Below are 17,793 nucleotides of genomic sequence, written 5' to 3' on the forward strand. Positions count from 1 at the left end.
AATCAGCCTGTGAGCTTGACTAGACGATCCAGCCAGGGCAGCCGCATAAGCCGCATAGACCGACCGCCCTAACTCCCAAGCCCTACTGCCCGGTTCCTACTGCCCAGTCAGATACGAGGGCGACAGGCTAGACCAGGATTGCTTCACCAGGTCGGCATCAGCCGTCACGCTGCCCAGGTAGTTGCCCGCGGGCAAGGACGGGAAGCGCTTGTAGGGCACCACATCTTCGCCAAAGTAGCGCGAGTATTCGGCGCTTTCCACCATCGCGTCTACGGCTGCTTTCAGACCGCTATCGGCCAGCAGCTTGTTGTATTCGCGAATCTCTGCTTGGGTGGCCGGGGCCCGTCCCAGCAGATGGCGGAACAGAAACTCGATCACCTTGGTATTGGGATAGGGCGTGTAGAACCGCTTGCGGTAGATATCCGAACCCGCCAGCGTCTTCACAAACTCGCGCACGGAGATTTCGCTATTCCGCAGCTTGCTTTCCAGGTCGCTGCGGCGGAACTCTGCCGGGACTTGTCCGCTGAACACGTCCATCACCTGCACGTAGATGGCATCAATCACCAGTTCCGTCTCGCCCCGCGTCATGCTGGGGTTCATGCGGAAGATCCGAGCAGGCTTGCGGCGAGAGGTTCCTACCCCAATCTCAACGGATTGCCCCTGACCTTCCGCCAGGAAGGAGCGGCCCAGTTCCACAAACTTGGGCTTGGTGGGGTCAGGCTGACGAGCTTGGGCGGATAGATTGGCGATCGCCAGCCCGGTCAGCGGCAGCTTAGTCGGATCTAGCTTCGACTTCACTGGCTCAAAGCTCGGCACCACCAGCGTCTTGTTCTGCTTGGTCAGCGTGTTGTATAAGCGCTGCGTATTGGGGAAGTTGGCAGCGGGCAGCGTCAGGAAGCGGTTGTAGGGAACTGTATCCTCGCCAAAGGCCTGCGCGTATTCAGCGCTGTTGACCATCGCGTTGATAAAGCCCTTCAAACCCTGCGATGCCAGGATCTGGTTATACTTGCGAATCTCCGCCTGATCCAGCGGCGCACGACCCAGGAAGTGCTTCGTACCCAACTCAATCACTTTGGTATTGGGATAGGGCGTGTAGAACTCCTTGATATAGAGGTTCGAGGTTCCCAGACCTTCGATGAACTCCTTCAGGTTGATTTCGCCGTTGCCCAGCTTGCTCTCCAGCGCGGTGAACTCGTTCTGAACAATATAAGGCGCGATATCCCGCTCGAAGATTTGGCGATAGGCTGCACCAATCACCGTCTTCAGTTGCGCCACGTCAGCCGCAGCAGTCAGCTTGAAGACCTTTGTCTGTTCCCGCTTCTTCGACACGCCCTGGCTAGAGCGGAACTGCACATCCGGCTCTGTGCGAACTTCCCTCACCGCGCCCAAGCTCACAAAGCTCGGCGTTTCTTCAGCCACGGGTTTCAGCATACCCTTATCGACAATGCTGCCGACTCGGTTGGTTCGCAGCGACAAGCCCGCTGGCGTGAGATAGCGCTCGTAAGGCACCGTATCTTCGCCAAAGGCTTCGCTGTATTCCATACTGTCGATCATGGCATCGACCACCGCATAGAAGCCCTTCTTCGCTGCAATGTCAAAGTAGGCGTTGATCTCTTTGCGGCCGTAGGTGGGTCGGCCCAATAGGCGGCGGTGGATATACTCGATCGCCTTCGTGACGTACAGCGGAGTCCAGTAGAGGCTGCGGAACAGGTCAGACTTCGCCAAAATCCGCACAAACTCGCGCACCGTAATCTCGCCGTTCTCCAGCTTGATTTCGGCAACCTTCTGGCGCTGCCCCTCATACACATCGCGTCCAATCACTTGCAGGTAAATGGCGCGAATGACCGCCTGCGTGGAGCTTTCGGAATACTTGACGCTGATGCCCTTGGTGTCGCCGCCCTTCTTGCTGAAGGTGCCCGTATAGCTGGGAACCTGATCCAGCTTGAACACTTTGGGGCCGAGAGTTCCAGGAGCAACACCGCGTGCGCCCGGATTGCTCAACTGGTTGTTGATACCGGGGCCACGATTGATCAGAATCCGACGGGTGTCCTTGCCAAAGGGCGCAGGACTGGTGCTGGGGTTGCGCGTCTGTTTCGGGAAGATCGCGCCAAACTGGATTTCCAGCGGGTCGTTGCCAGAACCATACACATGCTGATCGGGCAGCGGCTGATTGTACTTGGCAAAGGTGGTGATGAAGTGCGGCACCTTGCGGAAAGGAGCGCTGTACTTAAACAGGTCTTGCTGCGGGCCCCAGTTGCGACACTCTTGGGCCTCTTGTCCCAAACCGCGCAGGTAAGGCACGGTTTCTTCGCCAAAGTAGTCAGAATATTCCTGAGAATCGACTAGGGCATCCACCAGCGCCGACAGCCCACCCTTAGAAACGATGCTGAAATACTTTTGCACCTCTTCGCGAGAGCTGGGCCCGCGACCCAGGATGTGGCGGAATGCCAGTTCCAGAGCGCGGCTGTTGATATACGGCTCGTAGAAGTTCTTGCGATACAGCGGCGACTTGGCCAGGCGGCGGATAAACTCCTTCATGGAGATTTCGCCGTTCTTCACCTTGGATTCCAGATCAGAAATGCCTAGGGAATAGGCGCGGGTGATGTCCCGCTCAAACACTTGGCGGTAGGCAGCCTTCACCACGTCGTTTTTCTCGCTAGCCGATAGCCCCGGCTTCATGGCGTACTTGGGACGACGCTCTGCCGCGTTGAAGTAAATCTGAGGCAGTTGCAGACCTTGCTGGTCGCCAGAGGGCCGCTGACGCAGTTTGTTGGAGGGGCTGGGGGCAACGAACTCGTTGATCAGCACTTCAAAATATTGCGTCACGATCAGCGCAGCGTCGGCATCATTGCGGAACAGCGTCAGGGCCCCGACCCGCATTTCTTGCAGCGCTACGATGGTGGCTTCGCCGGAGCAGGCGTTCTCGATGATTTCCCGCAGACCGCGCACGTTCACCGAGATGATGTTGGGGTCGCCCGCGACGATGGCATAGGTGACGTAGCGCAGAAACCAGCTTAGATCCCGCAGAGACTTCTGCATGTTGGCAGGGCCGTAGCGGGCGACGTTGATGGGGCGGAAGCCAGGAGGAATGGGACCGGCACTGGGCGTAGTAAACAGGTTCCGTAATCCTTCCAGCAAGCCACCGCTGCTGCCAGAAACGTAGGTCACGGTGCCTAGCTTCATGGCTTCTTCGGTGTCGAGGGCAACGCCGCCCATCGTCATCATGACAGGGACTTCTTCGGGGGGCTTTTCGAGAAAGGCCATGGGGGAGCCGCCGACAAAGATGCGGTTGGCGGCCCGAGAGACGATGAGTTCGGAGTTTCTGGTGATGGCATCGGCGATCGCCAATCGCTTGAGTCCAGAAGAGAAGAAACTGGTTAATTCGGCGAGTTCACCCCGCCCCAGGAATCGGTCTTGCTGCTCCGCCTGGGAAATGGTTGAGACGGGTAGGGTTTGATAAAGGTTTGGACGCGCAACAGAGCTTCCACCGCTTGCCGTAACACTCATTGGATTTCAAAAGCTCCCTTAATAAACAACTGCCTCAGGTGAGAAGTAGACGTTCCCAGTACGAAATTCAGAACGGCTTGAATAACGACACCCTCCGATGGGCACAGGAGAAATTGTCGCAAGCGATACTAAACAAGCGTTCTGGGGTCTTACAGATTAACTTTTAGATTAGAACGTTTAGGCCCCGCCATGCGGAATGTTAAAAAGCATGTCGAGAACTCTCTCTAGAGTGTCCCAAAAAACCTGATTCTGTGGATGGAATCAGGCTGAGAGAAGTGATAAGTTTTGTTGCAAAACAAAGAGGGCGGGGAGATGGGGCGGAGCGGGGATAAGGGGGTGAGCAATTCTCTCACCCGGTTCACTCCTCCTCCGGTCATTTCTCGGCGTGTCAATCTCAGTGCGCCAGCTCATTTATCAGTGCGTCAATGCTGCATCACTCTAACACTGGCTGGAGCAGCATTTCATAAAGCTGGTAGCGCGAGGCTGGGTCGAGATGCTGGAGGCGTGTTTGGTTCCAGTTCGCCAAAATTTGCTGCTGGTTGGATTGCACCATTTGCCGCAGTTCTAATAGCTCCGTGCCTTTGGGCAGCACGTCGGATAGCAGCTCCAGCAGCACCTGAATATCTTGCAAGCTACCAAGGCTGTCTTGTAGCGACTTTAGCCCAGCGATCCAGGCTTTGAACTGAGCGCCATAGAAGCTGACGAAAAACTCTGCCTGGTAACGAACGTGCTTGCAGGCTTTGCGGAGGTCGTGCAGCGTTGGGGCGGTGTCTTCGGTCAACGCTTCGGTGGCAATGAGCCAGCCGGGGTGTAGCAGCGAGGTCGATAGCAACGGGCTGAGCAGGTCGGGCAGAACGGTCACAATGGGGATTTGAGCCAGTGGCGTGAACCGGGGAGCGCTGAGCCAGGTTTCGTAGGCGGTTTTCAGGTCTTGATAGCGGCTCTGGCTGAGGATGTCGCGGGTGCCTGCAAGGGTTTTGCGGCGCTTTTGCTGGAGTGCGGCGATCGCCGTTTCGAGATACGCCTGCTCTGGCTGGCTCAGATGGGGATGATAGTCTGTCTGGAGCGTGGCGATTTGCACGTCCAGATCCCGCAGTTTGCCCAGTGCCTTGGTGAGCGATCGCACGCGCTTGGAATGTGCCGCCTTGGGCAAATCGATGGCGGCTCCGAATACTTGCAGTGCCGTATAGAGCCGACGGCTATGAACGCGCATTTGGTGGAGATGCTCCGGGTCGGTATCTGCCAGGACGTGCTTTTCGTGCTTCACCATCTGGCGATACTGCTCGTCCACGATGCGATGGGCATACTCTCCCAAGGTCAAGGGTTGAGGCGTTGGCTGTTCCTTGGGTTGCCTGATTTGCTTGCTTTGCCTGGGTTGCTTGCCCTTGCTCCGCTGCTCGGTTTTCATAGGAAATTTACCAATTTTTAGTCTTATCTTAACTTACGGCTTTTGCAGCCTATGGCTGGAAAACGACCTGGCCCTGCCGCAAAACGAGCCAGCCTTGATCCGTCCATTTCACCACCGTTGAGGGGGTTCCAGAACCCGCATAGGTGGCAGACACCGAGAGCGATCGCCCCAGTTCGTCCAGTGCTGCTTCGGTCAGCGTATAAACATCGGGAAACTGTGCGTTAATGTCTGACAGATTTTGCAACGCGGGTTCTCCAGAGCGGTTAACGCTGGTGGTGGCCAATGGGCCTGTCTGCGCCAGCAGATGTCGGGCTAGGGCATGGTCGGGTACACGGATGCCGATGGTCGTTGGGTCGGTCGGGTTCATGGCGCGGGGGAGGCGATCGCCCGCAGGCAGCACCAGCGTCACCGCCCCCGGAAAGTAGCGCTCTGCCGCCGCCTGCCACTGCGCCTTTGCCGCTCTATCCCCTGCCACAAACGCCCACAAATCTTCCACACTGCCGCCCATCAAAATCAGCGGCTTGCGCTCGTCCCGCTGCTTGGCGGCATAGATCAGCCCCGCCGCATCTGGTCGCGTTGCCAGCGCGGGCACGGTATCCGTCGGGAAGCTAATCAGCCCAGCACCCCGCCGAGCGACATCAACCAGTTCAGCCAGAGACACTTGCGGCATAGCAGAGAGGTATCACAGACACCACAATAAGTTAGGTGGACATTAATAAACATAAAGCCCAAAGACCCTGTGCCGCCCGCTGCGCGGGCGGCGCAGGGTTCAGGATCTGTTTTTTAATCTGGTCTATCTACTTAGAAAACACAGGGGATTTTAGCTAATCTGAAACTCGCGCTATTCTACGGATTGCAAAGGGTTAAGGCAACGGTTCAATGCCAAATTTCCCCGTTGTGCCGCGCCTCGACTGCGGTACGCTACCCACCGAAACCCTGCTCACCACTATCGCTCACCTCACCACTGCGTAATTCTCCCAAGGTAATTCTCCCAATAAATTCTCCTAATATGGATAATCCGCTCAGCCCAGACCCAACGCCCGTGCAGCAGCAGTGTGCCAGCCTACTCAAAACCTTTTGGCAAGCCAAATACGCCGCCTATCAAAGCGGAGAAGATGCGACTGAGGAAATGCCGCTGCGTCAGAATGCGATCGGTGGCATCGGCATTGCAAGCACGCCTCCCCTGCCCGCCAGTGTCCAGGCTGCCTACGATTTTTACGATGAACACGTGATGCAGCACGACTGGGGTTCGGTGTCTGTTTCTCAAGTGCCGATGGAGGGCGCACCCAACGGCGCGGTGTATGCCGTGGTGACGACGACCGATGGCGATGACGGCTGGCTGGAACTCTTTGACCTGGACGGCAATCCGCTGGGCGCAGCCCGCACGTATCTGGAACTGGTGTCCTGGGGTGATCCAGAGGCGCTGCGGGAACAGGTGCATACGGGCGAGTTTCCCGAAGAGTTGCGGGCGCGGATGGACACGACGCTGTGGGGAAAGTGAGAGGGAAGAACGAAGAGGGAAGAACGAAGAACGAAAAGAGGGAAGAGCGAAGAAGGGAAAGAGGGAAGAGCAGGTTTTCGCTTTTCTATTTTCGTTCTTCCTTTTTCCCTCTTCCTTCAAGTCCCTATTGCCTATCACCTTCTCACGCTGACGGCAAATCGCTCGATTCCGGCCAGGTCGGGATGAATCTGAACCGTGGCGTATTGCCCCGTGTTGCTGAGGAGTTGGGCGACGGCTGGGGCCTGACCGGCCATCATTTCCAGCAGCAAGAGTCCGCCCGGTTTCAGGTAGTGGGGGGCCGTGTGGACAATGTGGCGAATGCAGTCTAGCCCGTCGGGGCCGCCGTCGAGCGCGGCGTGGGGTTCGTGGCGAGCTACCTCTGGGTCTAGGTGGGTTAAATCACTGGTGGGAATGTAGGGCGGGTTTGAGACGATGCCCTGTAGCTGTCCGGCAAGGAAGGCTAGCGGCTCGAACCAGGAGCCTTGGTGAAACTGGATGCGATCGCCCAAGCCAGCAGCATCAGCATTTTGTCGGGCGATCGCCAGGGCGGGTTCACTCCAGTCAACCGCGTGAACCGTAGCCAGCGGAAAGACCGAGGCCAGCCCAAGGGCGATCGCCCCGCTGCCCGTTCCCAGGTCGGCCCAACGGCTGACTTCCTGAACCGGCCAGCCATATTGCAAGGCCGCTGAGTTTGCCAGGTCGATCAGCAGTTCTGTCTCTGGACGGGGAATCAGAACCGCTGGCGACACAGCCAGGTCAAACTCTCGCCAGGGAACTCGACCGACCAGATATTGCACGGGCACTCGGTCACGCAGCCGCGCCTGCCAAAGCCGGGTCAGGTCAGCCAAGGAACGGCTGAGCGAAATTTCTGGTGGAAACGGTGGACCCAGCTTCAGCAGCAGCGGCTCCACGTCGGCCCCCTGTTGCAGTAGCCAATCGACCTCTGCTGGACTGACCTGATGGGCGATCGCCGCCTGACGCGCCAATTGTCGCCACTGCCAGAGGCGATCGCCCGCTACCGTTTCCTTCACCACAGCTTTAACAGCGGGGACTAGCGGGTTCTGCCGCCGCTATTGCGACCGCCCCCGGCTGGTGCTGTGCCGCCATTGGGCTGCAACGTCCGGATATACTCCAGCGTCTCGCGAGGCGGCACCAGCACCACCTGATTCAAATCAGGATCATCGCTGCTTTGGAAAATCTGGATCAGCGTTTCCAAACTGGTCACTTGAACCCGCGTCCGACCTGCCAAACTCGGCTCTTGTTGGGTAATCCGGGTCACCATTGCCTGCAAGTCTTGCTGCGTAAAGAAAATCGGAATCACCCGCTGGTTCCCCTGCTGAATGGTGAGATAGCCACCGCCCTCCTGGGTCGATTCCAGGAAAAACAGCGGAACACCCTCGAAATTCTCAGGATTTTGCCGATTTTGCTGGAGTACCGTGCGGGCCGACTCGACCTGCTGACGCATGGGCACGAAGTAGAACCGCAGGGCATCATCGTCGTTTTGCTGGCGCACCGCCAGTTCAAAAATTTCCGCCAGCGAAACGGTTGTCACTTGCACCGAGTTGCCAAGCTGGGGATTGCGAGATTTCAGTCCCTCGACAAACTGCTGCGCGTCTTGACGGCTGATGAAGACCCCTGCGACGGGGGTGGCGTTATCTCCTTCCCCAGTTGTGGCAACGAGCGGGGTGCCATCGGCATCGGTAACTGCAAACACAGGGATGGGGCGGAGACGTTCCATGACTTGCTCGGTGGTCAACGCCAAGACGCGCAGCCCACCCGCTAATAGACCAGTCAACGCGATGCCGCTTGCTACTGCGATCGCCGCACTCCGTTGAAATAGTGACCTCATAACGACTTAATACTCCTTAATTACAGGCCCAAACGGACGTTGATTTGGGGCTTGTTTGGGTCATCGGGGGAAAGTTTAGACGGTTGCAGCAACGCCGCTCGTCAGAGATTTTTTCCCTGGCACCACCAGCGCCGAAAGTTGGATTCATTCTACAGGCAAGTGGGTCGAGTTAGCAGACTGCTTGTGCCAAAGGCAAGTTCCGCCGCTAAGAGGCACGTCTATTCTTCAAGAGGCAGATCTTTAAGAGGCAGATCTGAGGAGACAGGGTGATTGGCGGGGTGGAGTGGGGTTAAACGGTTGAAGTCAGTCACTCACCCTCACATTTCCTGCTTATCTAGCCCCTTGTTTATTTTTCCTTTTTCCTTTTTCCCTTTTCCTTTTCCCAATGTTTCTTGGAATTGACCTCGGCACCAGTTCCCTAAAAGCGCTGCTGATGAGCGCTGATGGAACCGTCATCGCTGAAGCTTCCCATCCGTATCCGGTGAATGCGCCCCATCCGGGCTGGGCCGAAAGCGACCCGCAGGACTGGTGGAACGCAGGGGCGATCGCCGTTCGGAAGGTGGTTCAGTCCTATGCTGCGCAGGTGCAAGCCATCGGGCTGTCGGGGCAAATGCATGGCGTGGTGGTGTGTGATGGGGCGGGAAACCCGCTGCGGTCGGCGATTCTCTGGGCCGATGGGCGATCGCACTATGAGCTAGAACACTATCGGGCGCTGGGAACTGAGGCGCTGCGGCCGCTGGCCAACCCGCTGACCGTGGGCATGGCGGGGCCGAGCCTGCTGTGGCTGCGGCAGGGAGAACCGGAGGTATATCGGATGGCCCGTTGGGCGCTGCAACCCAAAGACTGGCTGCGGCTGCGGCTAACGGGACAGGCGGCGACGGAACCCTCGGACGCTTCGGGTACGCTGATGGCGGATGTGGCAGCGGGAACCTGGGCGATCGCCCTGCTGGAGGCCCTGCACCTGCGAACCGACTGGCTGCCGCCAATTGTGGCTTCGAGGGCGATCGCCGGAACCCTGACCCGCAGCGCCGCCGAGCATCTAGGGTTGCCTGCCGATCTGCCCGTAGTGGCCGGAGCCGCCGATACTGCCGCCGCGCTGCTGGGGAGCGGACTAACTACGGCTGGAGATTGCCAGCTCACTGTCGGCACGGGTGCACAAATTACGCTGGTGGGCGATCGCCCCACCCTCGACCCGCACGGCTGCACCCACCTGTTTCACGCGGCCCTCCCGAATCAGTGGTATACCCTCGCCGCCATGCAAAATGCGGGGCTGGCGCTAGAGTGGGTGCGGCAACTGCTGGGCCTAAGCTGGGCCGACCTCTACGACCAGGCGTTTACCGTGGAACCGGGCTGCGACGGGCTGGTGTGCTTGCCCTACCTCACCGGAGAACGCACCCCCCACCTGGATCCCACCCCCACCGGGGCCTGGATTGGGCTGGGGCTGCACCACACCCGCGCCCACCTGGCCCGCGCCACGCTAGAGGGCGTTGCCTTTGCTATTGCTCAGGGCTTTGCGGCACTCCAGGCAACCGGGGCAAATCCCGATACCCTGTATCTGGCGGGCGGCGGCAGCCTGCATCCCCAGTGGCGACAACTTTTGGCCGATGTGCTTCAGCGTCCGCTACACAGCGTCGAAACCCAATCGGCCTCGGCCAAAGGAGCCGCTCTGCTGGCGCGGCTGGGAATCGGGCAAGATAGACAAATAGGAGAACCCTGGAAAGAGAAGCAGGCGATTCCTGGAGGGAGCGCGACGCAAATTGCCCCCGCCCCGCAGATCACCATTCCTAACTCCCCTTCCCCTGCCCTAGAAACCGCCCATCAGCGCTTTGCTCAACTTTATCCGGCAGTGCGATCGCAGCTTTGAAAGAAGGGTCAGGAGACAGAAGGCAGGGATTCAGGACGCACGCTCTGCCCGCTTTACTTTTCCCCCTGCCCATCCACAACCCAATCCTCTCCCATGCTCACCCCCGTCACCACCTGGTATCTGGAAATGCTCAGCCCAGAGTGGCTGCGCCCCACCCTATCCAGCCGTGCCGATCTAGTGGTCATGCAGGCCGAGGTTCCGTCGCCAGAGTTTAGCCGCTTTCTCTATACGGCAGTCGGGGGCGACTGGTATTGGCTCCAGCGGTTGTCTTGGAGCTATGAGCAGTGGTTGCGCTATCTCGATCGCCCGCAGGTGCAAACCTGGGTAGCCTATGTGTCGGGTACGCCAGCAGGCTATGTAGAACTGGAGGCGCAGCCCGATGAGAATGTGGAAATTGCCTACTTTGGGCTATTGGGGCAGTTCATGGGGCAAGGGCTGGGTGGACACTTGCTGACCGTGGGCACGCAGCAAGCCTGGAACATGGGGGCAAAGCGGGTGTGGGTGCATACATGCAGCCTGGATGGCCCCTACGCGCTGAAAAACTACCAGTCTCGCGGGTTCAAACTGTATGACCAGCAGGTACATTCCGAAGAGCTGCCGGAGCAGCCACCGGGTCCCTGGGGTTGAGGGTTCAGGGGTTAGCTTTCTTTGGTGGCGGCGATGGGGGCGATTTCTGGCTTGGCGGCTGGTTCTGGAGTGTGAGGATTTTCCTCGTCGTTAATGATTGATTCCAGCAGCGCGGGCGGCTCTTGGCTCAGCCGGCCCAGTTGCACCAGCTCGTAGTAGGCGTTGGACTCTACAGCCAGCAGTTCTTTCCGCAGGGTTTCGATGCCCAACTCAGCCAGGGATGGGTTTTGCTGACAAAGGGACTGGCTCTGCTGCTGCAACTTGTGCAATTCTGCTTCGATGGTGGACTGTTCGGCGCGAAACGCAGCGGGGTCGATGCCTGCGCGAGTGCCTGGCTGCTGCATATAGTCCAGCACTTTTTGCAGAGCGGTTTCCCGCGAGATGAGTTCTAGATACTGCTGCTGGATTGGGTTTGCCTGGATCAGGTCGAGCGCCTGCAACAGCGGCTTGACCGTGATGCCCTGCACCAGGATGGTGAAAAACACCGTGCCAAACACCACCGCGATTAGGGCATCTCGCTGGGGCACGGTTTCGGGCACGCTGAGGGCCAGCGCCAGCGCAACGCCACCCCGCAGCCCGCTCCAGCACAGCATGGTCTGGAGGTTCCAGCCGATATCGACAGTGGTGATGCGGTTGCTGATGGCCGTGAGCAGGGCGATCGCCACGACGCGAGTCACCAAAACAGCGGCGATCGCCACGGCAATGCCCGCCAAGCCCGACCACACCGAGTCGATCAGCAATTGGTCGCCAATCAGGAAAAACAGGATGGAATTAAAGAAAAAGGCGATAAATTCCCAAAACTCGCTGACCACCACCCGCGTCCGGGGGTTCATGCCCACCCGCGACCCAAAGTTGCCCATGATCAGCCCGACGGTGACGGTGCCGATCACGCCCGATCCGCCCAGGTTTTCGCCAATCAGATAGGCGGCGTAGGCTCCCACCAGCGTCAAGGACTGCTCTACTAGCGGCAGGTCAAATTGTTTGGTGATTAGCGAAATGCCAAAGCCCACCAGCAGCCCCACGCCCACGCCAATGCCTACGACCGAGGCAAATTCCACAATCAGGTTTTGCAGATCGAAGGTTTCTGTGCCCGTCGCCAGCCCCAGCAGCAGGCTAAAGGCGACCACGGCCGTGCCGTCGTTGAACATGCTCTCGCCTTCTACCAGCACCTTGAGCCGCGAGGGTGCGCCCAGTTCGCGTAGCAGCGTGCTGACTGCCACTGGGTCGGTCGCCGATAGACACGCGCCCGTCAGCAGTGCCACCGGCCAGAGAAAATCGGCCCACTGCGCCAGCGCAAACGCAATGCCCAGGATCGTCACCACTACGCCCAGCATGGCATAGAGCGCGATGGGAACCAGGTTGCGGCGGAGTTCGCGCCATCGAATGTTCCACGCTGCCTCAAACAGCAGCGGCGGCAGGAAGATCCACAGAATTAGCTCTGGCGATGGCGAAAAGAAATGAATATCCAGCAGCGCTAGCCCCATGCCCGCGATCACCAGCAGCACGGTGTAGGGCAGCTTCCGCATCCAGGGGATACTCTGCGGCAGTACGGCGATAATCAGCGCCGCCGAGATCACCAGCAAAAACTGCTTTAAGTTTTCTTCAATCGAGACAGGTTCAATTAGGGATTCCATAGCGCAAACACATGAACCGACAAATGCAGTTTAGTGTAGCGTCTTTTCTCTGAAAGCCCGGTACTACAGGCCTCACTAACGCTCTAGTTGGGGTTTTCCAGGGTGTTGGGCGAGTTGGGGCGATCGCCCGCCCAGCCCCGTCATCAGCCGCAGTGCCAGAAACCGCAGCGGCCACAGCCCGGCCATCAGCCGCAGCGCCAGCCGTCGCGCCATCACCAGCGGACGCCAGCGGTTGGAGAAGGTGCGATCCAGCAGGTCGGTAAAGCCCAGAATTGTTAAGTTCTCTAGCTTTCGCCAGCGCTCGTAGCGCTTCAGCACGGGCAAGGTGCCCAAGTCTTTGCCTGTGGCGTGTGCCTGGGTTAGCACCTCTGCCAGCGCCGCTGCATCCCGAATGCCCAGATTCAGCCCCTGACCGCCGACGGGATGGCAACAGTGTGCCGCGTCGCCCACCAGCGCCAGCCGGGGCTGCACGTAGCGATCGCTCTGCATCAGCCGCACCGGGAACAACGCGCGATCGCCCACCAGTTCCAGCCGCCCCAACTGCCCGCCATAGCGTCGCTCTAGCTCTACCAGAAATGCCGATTCTTCTGTCTCTAGCAGCGCCCTGGCTTCTTCATGGGGAGCCGTCAGCACGATCTGGCAGCGGTTGTCGGGCAGCGGCAGCGTGGCAAAGGGACCACTCGTCCAGAAGTGTTCGCGGGCTACGTTGCCGTGGTCTTTTTCGGGGCGAATCACCGCCGTCACACAGGACTGCCAGTATTGCCAGCCGTGGGTGCCGATGCCCGCCGATTCTCGCAGGGGCGATCGCGCTCCGTCCGCCGCCACTAGCAGTTGCGTGGTGAATTGCCGCCGTTCGCTCTCCTGCTCCAAATGCAGAGTGACGTGATCGGATTTATAGTCCACCGCCACCAGCGTTGCGGGGCAGTGCCAAGTGAGGTTGGGCGTGTTGTCTAGGGCTTCGTAGAGCGATCGCAGCAAGACGTGATGTTCGCCCACATAGCCTAGTTCCGCTGTGCCTAGGTCTTGGGGCTGGAGCGTCACCACGGCGGGCGAGTCTTCGTCTGCCAGCCGGATCTGGCGAAAGGTGGCAATTTGCGGCAGAATTTTGTCCCATAGCCCCAGCCCTGCAAGAATGCGCCCCGTCATCAGGGTTAGCGCGTAGGCTCGCCGCCAGGAAAAGCCCGCCTCGATGGGCTTCGCCTCAATCACCGCCACCCGCAGCCCGGAATGTTTCAACGCGCAGGCCAGAGTTAGCCCGACGATGCCCCCTCCGGCGATCGCCACGTCATAATCCAGCCGATGGGTAAAACTGTCTACCGGAGAGGGTTGGGAAACGCTCTGCTGATTTGAAATTTCTAAAACCGAGCCAGCGTGGTCAACCAAAGAACGCGAATCTAAAACCATGTCGGAGCGCAAAAGGCAGATGAATAAGGGAAATTAAAAGTGTTAAGTAATTTAACTAATTCTATTGTGACGCGATCGCCCGCTTCCTTTCAAGCCAGCGAACCGAAATCGCATGGGCAGACCCAGCGTTCTCCAAACTTTCACCCCGCTACGACCTCGACGGAGGGGATGGAAATGGTGAGAAATGCAAGGAGTCTTCCCAGTAAAATAAGAGCTTTGCGGATGCCGAAATTACAAAACCCTTACAAAGCCTCACGCGCCACGCCGACCTCAACCCTATACGCTCAAATAAGACGCTTAAAGATAGACGCTTAAAGACGCTCTCAATTCAACGCTCTAGCTCACTATGCAGCCACTCAGCCCCACCGAACGCCTGATCAAAGCCTACGTAGACCTGGGCAACACGCTCTATCGCCAGGGCGACTTTGCCCAATCGCTGTCCTATTTTCAGCAGGCGCTCGACGCTGCGCCAGACCTGAGCGCGTTTCAGAAGGCGCGGCTGCTCTACAACATCGGCGTGTCGTATCTGAATATGGGGGAGCGCGATCGCGCCATTGGCTACTTTCAGCAGGCGCTCGAACTCTGTCCTGACCTGGCCCCAGCCCGCGCCGAATTGCAGCGGATTGCATACCAGGATGACGTTCAAGCCAAGGGCTATGAGTTTACTCAGGACTGGTTTAGCCGCAACGTCTGGCTCTGGCAGGAACAGCTTCAGGCATTGGCGGGGCGGGAAAACCTAAATGCGCTGGAGATTGGCAGTTGGGAGGGGCGATCGGCCTGTTGGCTGCTGGAAAATGTGCTGACCCATCCCACGGCGCGGCTGACCTGCGTCGATACCTTTGCGGGCAGTTCCGAAAATCTGTCGCTGGATCACGACACCGAGGGCATCGAAGCCCGGTTTGATGCGAACATTGCCCGCACTGGGGCTGCCGAGAAAGTGACCAAGCGAGTCGGGGTATCCAAGGATGTCGTGCGATCGCTCCCCCTGGATTCTTTCGACTTTATCTATGTCGATGGCTCTCACCACGCGCCCGACGTGATGACCGACGGCCTGCTAAGCTGGCTCGTCCTCAAACCCGGCGGCATCCTCATCTTCGACGACTACGACTTTGGGCTAACGGGCTACGGCACCAAAGAGGCGATCGATGCCTTTCTCGCCACCTTCAAGAGTCAGCTTGAGCTATTGCACCAGTCACACCAGGTCGCCGTGCGAAAGAAGGCGTGATGGGTCGGCTGAGAGCCAGGTTAAACTTCCACCTCTACGCTATCTAGCACGCGCCAGACTTCCTGAAGCAGCGCCTCCAGACCCACTCGGGCCACCGCAGAAATCTGGAACACGGGTAGACCGCTGAGGCGGTGCAGTTCAGCGGCGATCGCCTCCGCCCGTTTCCGCTCACCCCCCAGCGCATCGACCTTATTCAGTGCCAAAATTTGCGGGCGATTGGGCAGGCCGCGGCCATAGGCTTCCAGTTCGTCCTGAATCACCTGGTAAGCGGCGATCGGGTCGTCTTGTGTCGCGTCAATTAGGTGCAGCAGCACGCGCGTCCGCTCGATGTGTCGCAAAAAGTCGTGCCCCAGTCCTGTGCCCAGGTGTGCTCCCTCGATCAGCCCTGGAATGTCGGCAAACACTGTGCCGTCGCCCGTGGGCTTGCGGACGACCCCCAGGTTGGGCACCAGCGTTGTGAAGGGATAGTCGGCAATTTTGGGTCGCGCCGCCGACAGCGCCGAAATCAGCGTAGACTTGCCCGCATTGGGCAGACCAATAATGCCCACCTCTGCCAGCAGCTTTAGCTCCAGACGAATGAGGCGCTGTTCACCCGGAAGCCCTGGCAGGGCCTTCTCTGGGGCGCGGTTAAAGTTATTGAGAAAATGCTTGTTGCCCAGCCCGCCCTTGCCACCCTTGGCGACAACAAGCCGCTGGCCGGGCTGCACCAAATCGCCGAGCTGTTCGCCGGTTTCGGCATCGTAAACCATCGTGCCGCAGGGGACGCGAATCAGGCGATCGCTCCCCGAAGCCCCGGTCATATTCTTCGGGCCGCCGCGCTGCCCGTCTTCTGCCTTAAACTTGCGGGCATAGCGAAAGTCGAGCAGCGTCTGCAAATCCGTCGCTGCTTCTAAAATCACCGAGCCGCCGTGCCCGCCGTTGCCGCCCGACGGCCCGCCCGCAGGCACGTATTTCTCCCGGTGAAAGGCCACCAGCCCATCGCCGCCTTTTCCGGCCTCAACTTCGACTTCCGCCTGATCGATAAATTGCATTCCCACTCTTGCCAATCCGCTTTTCTGATGGTATCTGAATCCTTGCAAGTCAAACACCTCGGCGAACAGGGCCTGCTCCGTCGCATTCAGACCTTTTGCCCGGCGGGGATGGTTGGCGACGACGCGGCCCTGCTGACGGTTTCGCCGGGGCGATCGCTCGTCGTCACCGAAGATTTGCTAGTGGATGGCGTTCACTTCAGCGTCGGGCTGGCCTCGCCGGGCGTGATCACCACGTCGCCTGCGGATGCGGGCTGGCGGGCCGTAGCGGCGAACCTGTCGGATCTGGCGGCGATGGGCGCTGCGCCGTTGGGCATTACCGTGGGGCTGGGGCTGCCCGGTGATCTGCCTGTGGACTGGATCGAGCAGCTTTATCAAGGCATGACCGACTGTCTGAGCCAATTCAACACGCCGATTGTCGGCGGGGATCTCTGCCGATCGCCCGTGTTTACCGTGGCGATCGCCGCCTTTGGCGAAGTAGACCCAGGCCATGTCCTGCGTCGCGCTACGGCCCGACCGGGCGACGTAATTTGGGTCACGGGCCCCCACGGAGCCTCTCGCGCTGGTCTGGAGTTGTTGATTCATCCTGAGCAAGGCGAGGGCCTCACCGAGGGCGATCGCGCTGCCCTGATCCGCGCCCATCAGCGTCCTTTGCCCCGGCTGGATGTGATGCCGCTGTTGCGGGCCTGCGGGGCCGCAGGAGAGGGGGAGACTGACGGGAAAGGGCGCTTCAACCCCCCAACTGCCCCGCTCACTGCAATGGACAGCAGCGATGGACTCGCCGACGCGGTGCTGCAAATCTGCCGGGCCAGCGGCGTGGGCGCGGTGCTGCATCGCCGCCAGATTCCGCTCCCCGTGGGGCTGGTGGACTGGGTGGGAGAACCGCAGGCGATCGCCTGGGCGCTGTATGGCGGCGAAGACTTTGAACTGGTGATGTGCCTGCCGGGGGCGATCGCCCAAGCGCTCCAGGCTCAGTTGCCGGGTTCCGCCATTGTCGGCGACATTGTTGCCGGCCACGATGTGATCTTGCGAGACGAAACGGGCGAAACCCCCGATGAGTCTCTCCGTCTCGACCAGGGGTTTCAGCATTTTGGAGATTAGGGGTCAGCCCCTGCTCTCTTTATCCTGCGTAGCGTGCCTCGATCCAGCGCCGCATTTCGTCTTCAGAATCGGTCGAAAAGTGGCGATCGCGCTCTGGGTCATAGGCGTGCCAGTCCACCTGCCCGCTGGCATGTCGGGTCTGCCAGACGCGCAGTTCTGGCGCTTGGGTCAACCAACGAACAAATCCCTGCCATGCATTGCGCTGGCGCTGAGCGGAATCCGCCGTGGGAGTAAACTGAGTCGTCGCGGCTGCTTTGAACTGTTCAAGCTGCTTCAGACTCAACGTGAGTTGAGTAGCGAGGTCATCGGATGGCTGCGTCGTGCGTTGCGATGACACGGACTGAGTTTTCCCACGGAACAGAACCTCAAAGCCATGAGCAATCGGCGTAAAGAGATTGATCGATTTCATAAATTCAACCTCCAAACTGAACTCAACAGAACTTATGCACTTTCGATAAGCTCGGTTTTTGGACAATTTCTTGCGGGCGCAGCCCGCGAGAAACTGTCCAACTGCGTAAGTCCTACTCAAATTAGGAATATCCATCCGTGGAATGCCTTCTATATCTAGAATAGAAGGTGGATTTGGGAATGCACAGCCTGAATCAAAGGTGGAACCGCTTAATAAACTTAAAAACGAAGCAGTTT

At 59.0% G+C, this 17,793-nt stretch carries 14 protein-coding genes; 5 read left to right on the forward strand and 9 right to left on the reverse strand.

Features of this window, described 5'->3' with window-relative positions; all coding sequences use genetic code 11:
* Positions 1–96 precede the first annotated feature (96 nt).
* From JTM80_RS09170 to JTM80_RS09180, 3 genes are all read right to left on the reverse strand, one after another.
* Complete coding sequence (locus JTM80_RS09170; protein ID WP_172358375.1) at positions 97–3,507, reverse strand: phycobilisome rod-core linker polypeptide; 3,411 nt, start codon at positions 3,505–3,507, stop codon at positions 97–99.
* Positions 3,508–3,940: 433 nt separating this feature from the next.
* Entirely contained in the window at positions 3,941–4,828 is an 888-nt protein-coding gene (locus JTM80_RS09175) for a CHAD domain-containing protein (RefSeq protein WP_205371036.1), read from the reverse strand.
* 136 nt (positions 4,829–4,964) lie between these two features.
* Positions 4,965–5,585: an L-threonylcarbamoyladenylate synthase gene (locus JTM80_RS09180; RefSeq protein WP_172358373.1), complete on the reverse strand. Its 621-nt coding sequence runs from the start codon at positions 5,583–5,585 to the stop codon at positions 4,965–4,967.
* Positions 5,586–5,924: 339 nt separating this feature from the next.
* Here JTM80_RS09180 and JTM80_RS09185 point away from each other — a divergent pair, with 339 nt between their 5' ends.
* Positions 5,925–6,416, forward strand: coding sequence for a hypothetical protein (locus JTM80_RS09185; RefSeq protein ID WP_172358372.1), 492 nt, complete (start codon positions 5,925–5,927; stop codon positions 6,414–6,416).
* 134 nt (positions 6,417–6,550) lie between these two features.
* Here the strand turns inward: JTM80_RS09185 and prmC are convergent, their stop codons facing one another.
* Together prmC and JTM80_RS09195 are read right to left on the reverse strand one after the other, a co-directional pair.
* Positions 6,551–7,450 (reverse strand): peptide chain release factor N(5)-glutamine methyltransferase, encoded by a 900-nt coding sequence (gene prmC, locus JTM80_RS09190; RefSeq protein ID WP_172358371.1) that lies wholly within the window; start codon positions 7,448–7,450, stop codon positions 6,551–6,553.
* 17 nt (positions 7,451–7,467) lie between these two features.
* Positions 7,468–8,265, reverse strand: a complete 798-nt coding sequence (locus JTM80_RS09195) for a Tic22 family protein (RefSeq protein WP_172358370.1) — start codon at positions 8,263–8,265, stop codon at positions 7,468–7,470.
* Between the two features lie 385 nt (positions 8,266–8,650).
* Between JTM80_RS09195 and xylB the strand changes: the two genes are divergently transcribed.
* Together xylB and JTM80_RS09205 are read left to right on the forward strand one after the other, a co-directional pair.
* Positions 8,651–10,129, forward strand: coding sequence for a xylulokinase (gene xylB / locus JTM80_RS09200; protein ID WP_172358369.1), 1,479 nt, complete (start codon positions 8,651–8,653; stop codon positions 10,127–10,129).
* Positions 10,130–10,222: 93 nt separating this feature from the next.
* The gene (locus tag JTM80_RS09205; protein ID WP_172358368.1) at positions 10,223–10,756 is read left to right on the forward strand and encodes a GNAT family N-acetyltransferase; all 534 of its coding nucleotides are present in this window, start codon (positions 10,223–10,225) and stop codon (positions 10,754–10,756) included.
* A gap of 11 nt (positions 10,757–10,767) precedes the next feature.
* Here the strand turns inward: JTM80_RS09205 and JTM80_RS09210 are convergent, their stop codons facing one another.
* Together JTM80_RS09210 and JTM80_RS09215 are read right to left on the reverse strand one after the other, a co-directional pair.
* The gene (locus JTM80_RS09210; protein ID WP_205371037.1) at positions 10,768–12,390 is read right to left on the reverse strand and encodes a sodium:proton antiporter; all 1,623 of its coding nucleotides are present in this window, start codon (positions 12,388–12,390) and stop codon (positions 10,768–10,770) included.
* Between the two features lie 75 nt (positions 12,391–12,465).
* A complete protein-coding gene (locus JTM80_RS09215) occupies positions 12,466–13,794 on the reverse strand; it encodes an FAD-dependent hydroxylase (protein WP_172358366.1) in 1,329 nt (442 codons plus the stop codon).
* Positions 13,795–14,140: 346 nt separating this feature from the next.
* On the opposite strand from JTM80_RS09215, the gene JTM80_RS09220 reads away from it, so the two are divergent.
* On the forward strand, positions 14,141–15,019 hold the full coding sequence (locus JTM80_RS09220) for a class I SAM-dependent methyltransferase (RefSeq protein ID WP_172358365.1): 879 nt from the start codon (positions 14,141–14,143) through the stop codon (positions 15,017–15,019).
* A gap of 20 nt (positions 15,020–15,039) precedes the next feature.
* Here JTM80_RS09220 and obgE read toward each other — a convergent pair whose 3' ends face one another.
* Positions 15,040–16,050: a GTPase ObgE gene (gene obgE, locus JTM80_RS09225; RefSeq protein WP_172358364.1), complete on the reverse strand. Its 1,011-nt coding sequence runs from the start codon at positions 16,048–16,050 to the stop codon at positions 15,040–15,042.
* 27 nt (positions 16,051–16,077) lie between these two features.
* On the opposite strand from obgE, the gene thiL reads away from it, so the two are divergent.
* A complete protein-coding gene (gene thiL, locus JTM80_RS09230; protein ID WP_172358363.1) occupies positions 16,078–17,148 on the forward strand; it encodes a thiamine-phosphate kinase in 1,071 nt (356 codons plus the stop codon).
* A gap of 19 nt (positions 17,149–17,167) precedes the next feature.
* Here thiL and JTM80_RS09235 read toward each other — a convergent pair whose 3' ends face one another.
* Complete coding sequence (locus JTM80_RS09235) at positions 17,168–17,557, reverse strand: hypothetical protein (protein WP_172353200.1); 390 nt, start codon at positions 17,555–17,557, stop codon at positions 17,168–17,170.
* Between the last annotated feature and the right edge of the window lie 236 nt (positions 17,558–17,793).

It is taken from the genome of Thermoleptolyngbya sp. PKUAC-SCTB121, assembly GCF_016919485.1.
Classification (GTDB): Bacteria; Cyanobacteriota; Cyanobacteriia; order Elainellales; family Elainellaceae; genus Thermoleptolyngbya; species Thermoleptolyngbya sichuanensis.

Coding starts and splice junctions, on each gene's coding strand:
- JTM80_RS09180 (WP_172358373.1), bottom strand. CDS start 5,585: ATGCCGCAAGTGTCTCTGGCTGAACTGGTTGATGTCGCTCGGCGGGGT.
- JTM80_RS09235 (WP_172353200.1), bottom strand. CDS start 17,557: ATGAAATCGATCAATCTCTTTACGCCGATTGCTCATGGCTTTGAGGTT.
- JTM80_RS09205 (WP_172358368.1), top strand. CDS start 10,223: ATGCTCACCCCCGTCACCACCTGGTATCTGGAAATGCTCAGCCCAGAG.
- obgE (WP_172358364.1), bottom strand. CDS start 16,050: ATGCAATTTATCGATCAGGCGGAAGTCGAAGTTGAGGCCGGAAAAGGC.
- JTM80_RS09185 (WP_172358372.1), top strand. CDS start 5,925: ATGGATAATCCGCTCAGCCCAGACCCAACGCCCGTGCAGCAGCAGTGT.
- JTM80_RS09215 (WP_172358366.1), bottom strand. CDS start 13,794: ATGGTTTTAGATTCGCGTTCTTTGGTTGACCACGCTGGCTCGGTTTTA.
- xylB (WP_172358369.1), top strand. CDS start 8,651: ATGTTTCTTGGAATTGACCTCGGCACCAGTTCCCTAAAAGCGCTGCTG.
- JTM80_RS09220 (WP_172358365.1), top strand. CDS start 14,141: ATGCAGCCACTCAGCCCCACCGAACGCCTGATCAAAGCCTACGTAGAC.
- thiL (WP_172358363.1), top strand. CDS start 16,078: ATGGTATCTGAATCCTTGCAAGTCAAACACCTCGGCGAACAGGGCCTG.
- JTM80_RS09195 (WP_172358370.1), bottom strand. CDS start 8,265: ATGAGGTCACTATTTCAACGGAGTGCGGCGATCGCAGTAGCAAGCGGC.
- JTM80_RS09170 (WP_172358375.1), bottom strand. CDS start 3,507: ATGAGTGTTACGGCAAGCGGTGGAAGCTCTGTTGCGCGTCCAAACCTT.
- JTM80_RS09210 (WP_205371037.1), bottom strand. CDS start 12,390: ATGGAATCCCTAATTGAACCTGTCTCGATTGAAGAAAACTTAAAGCAG.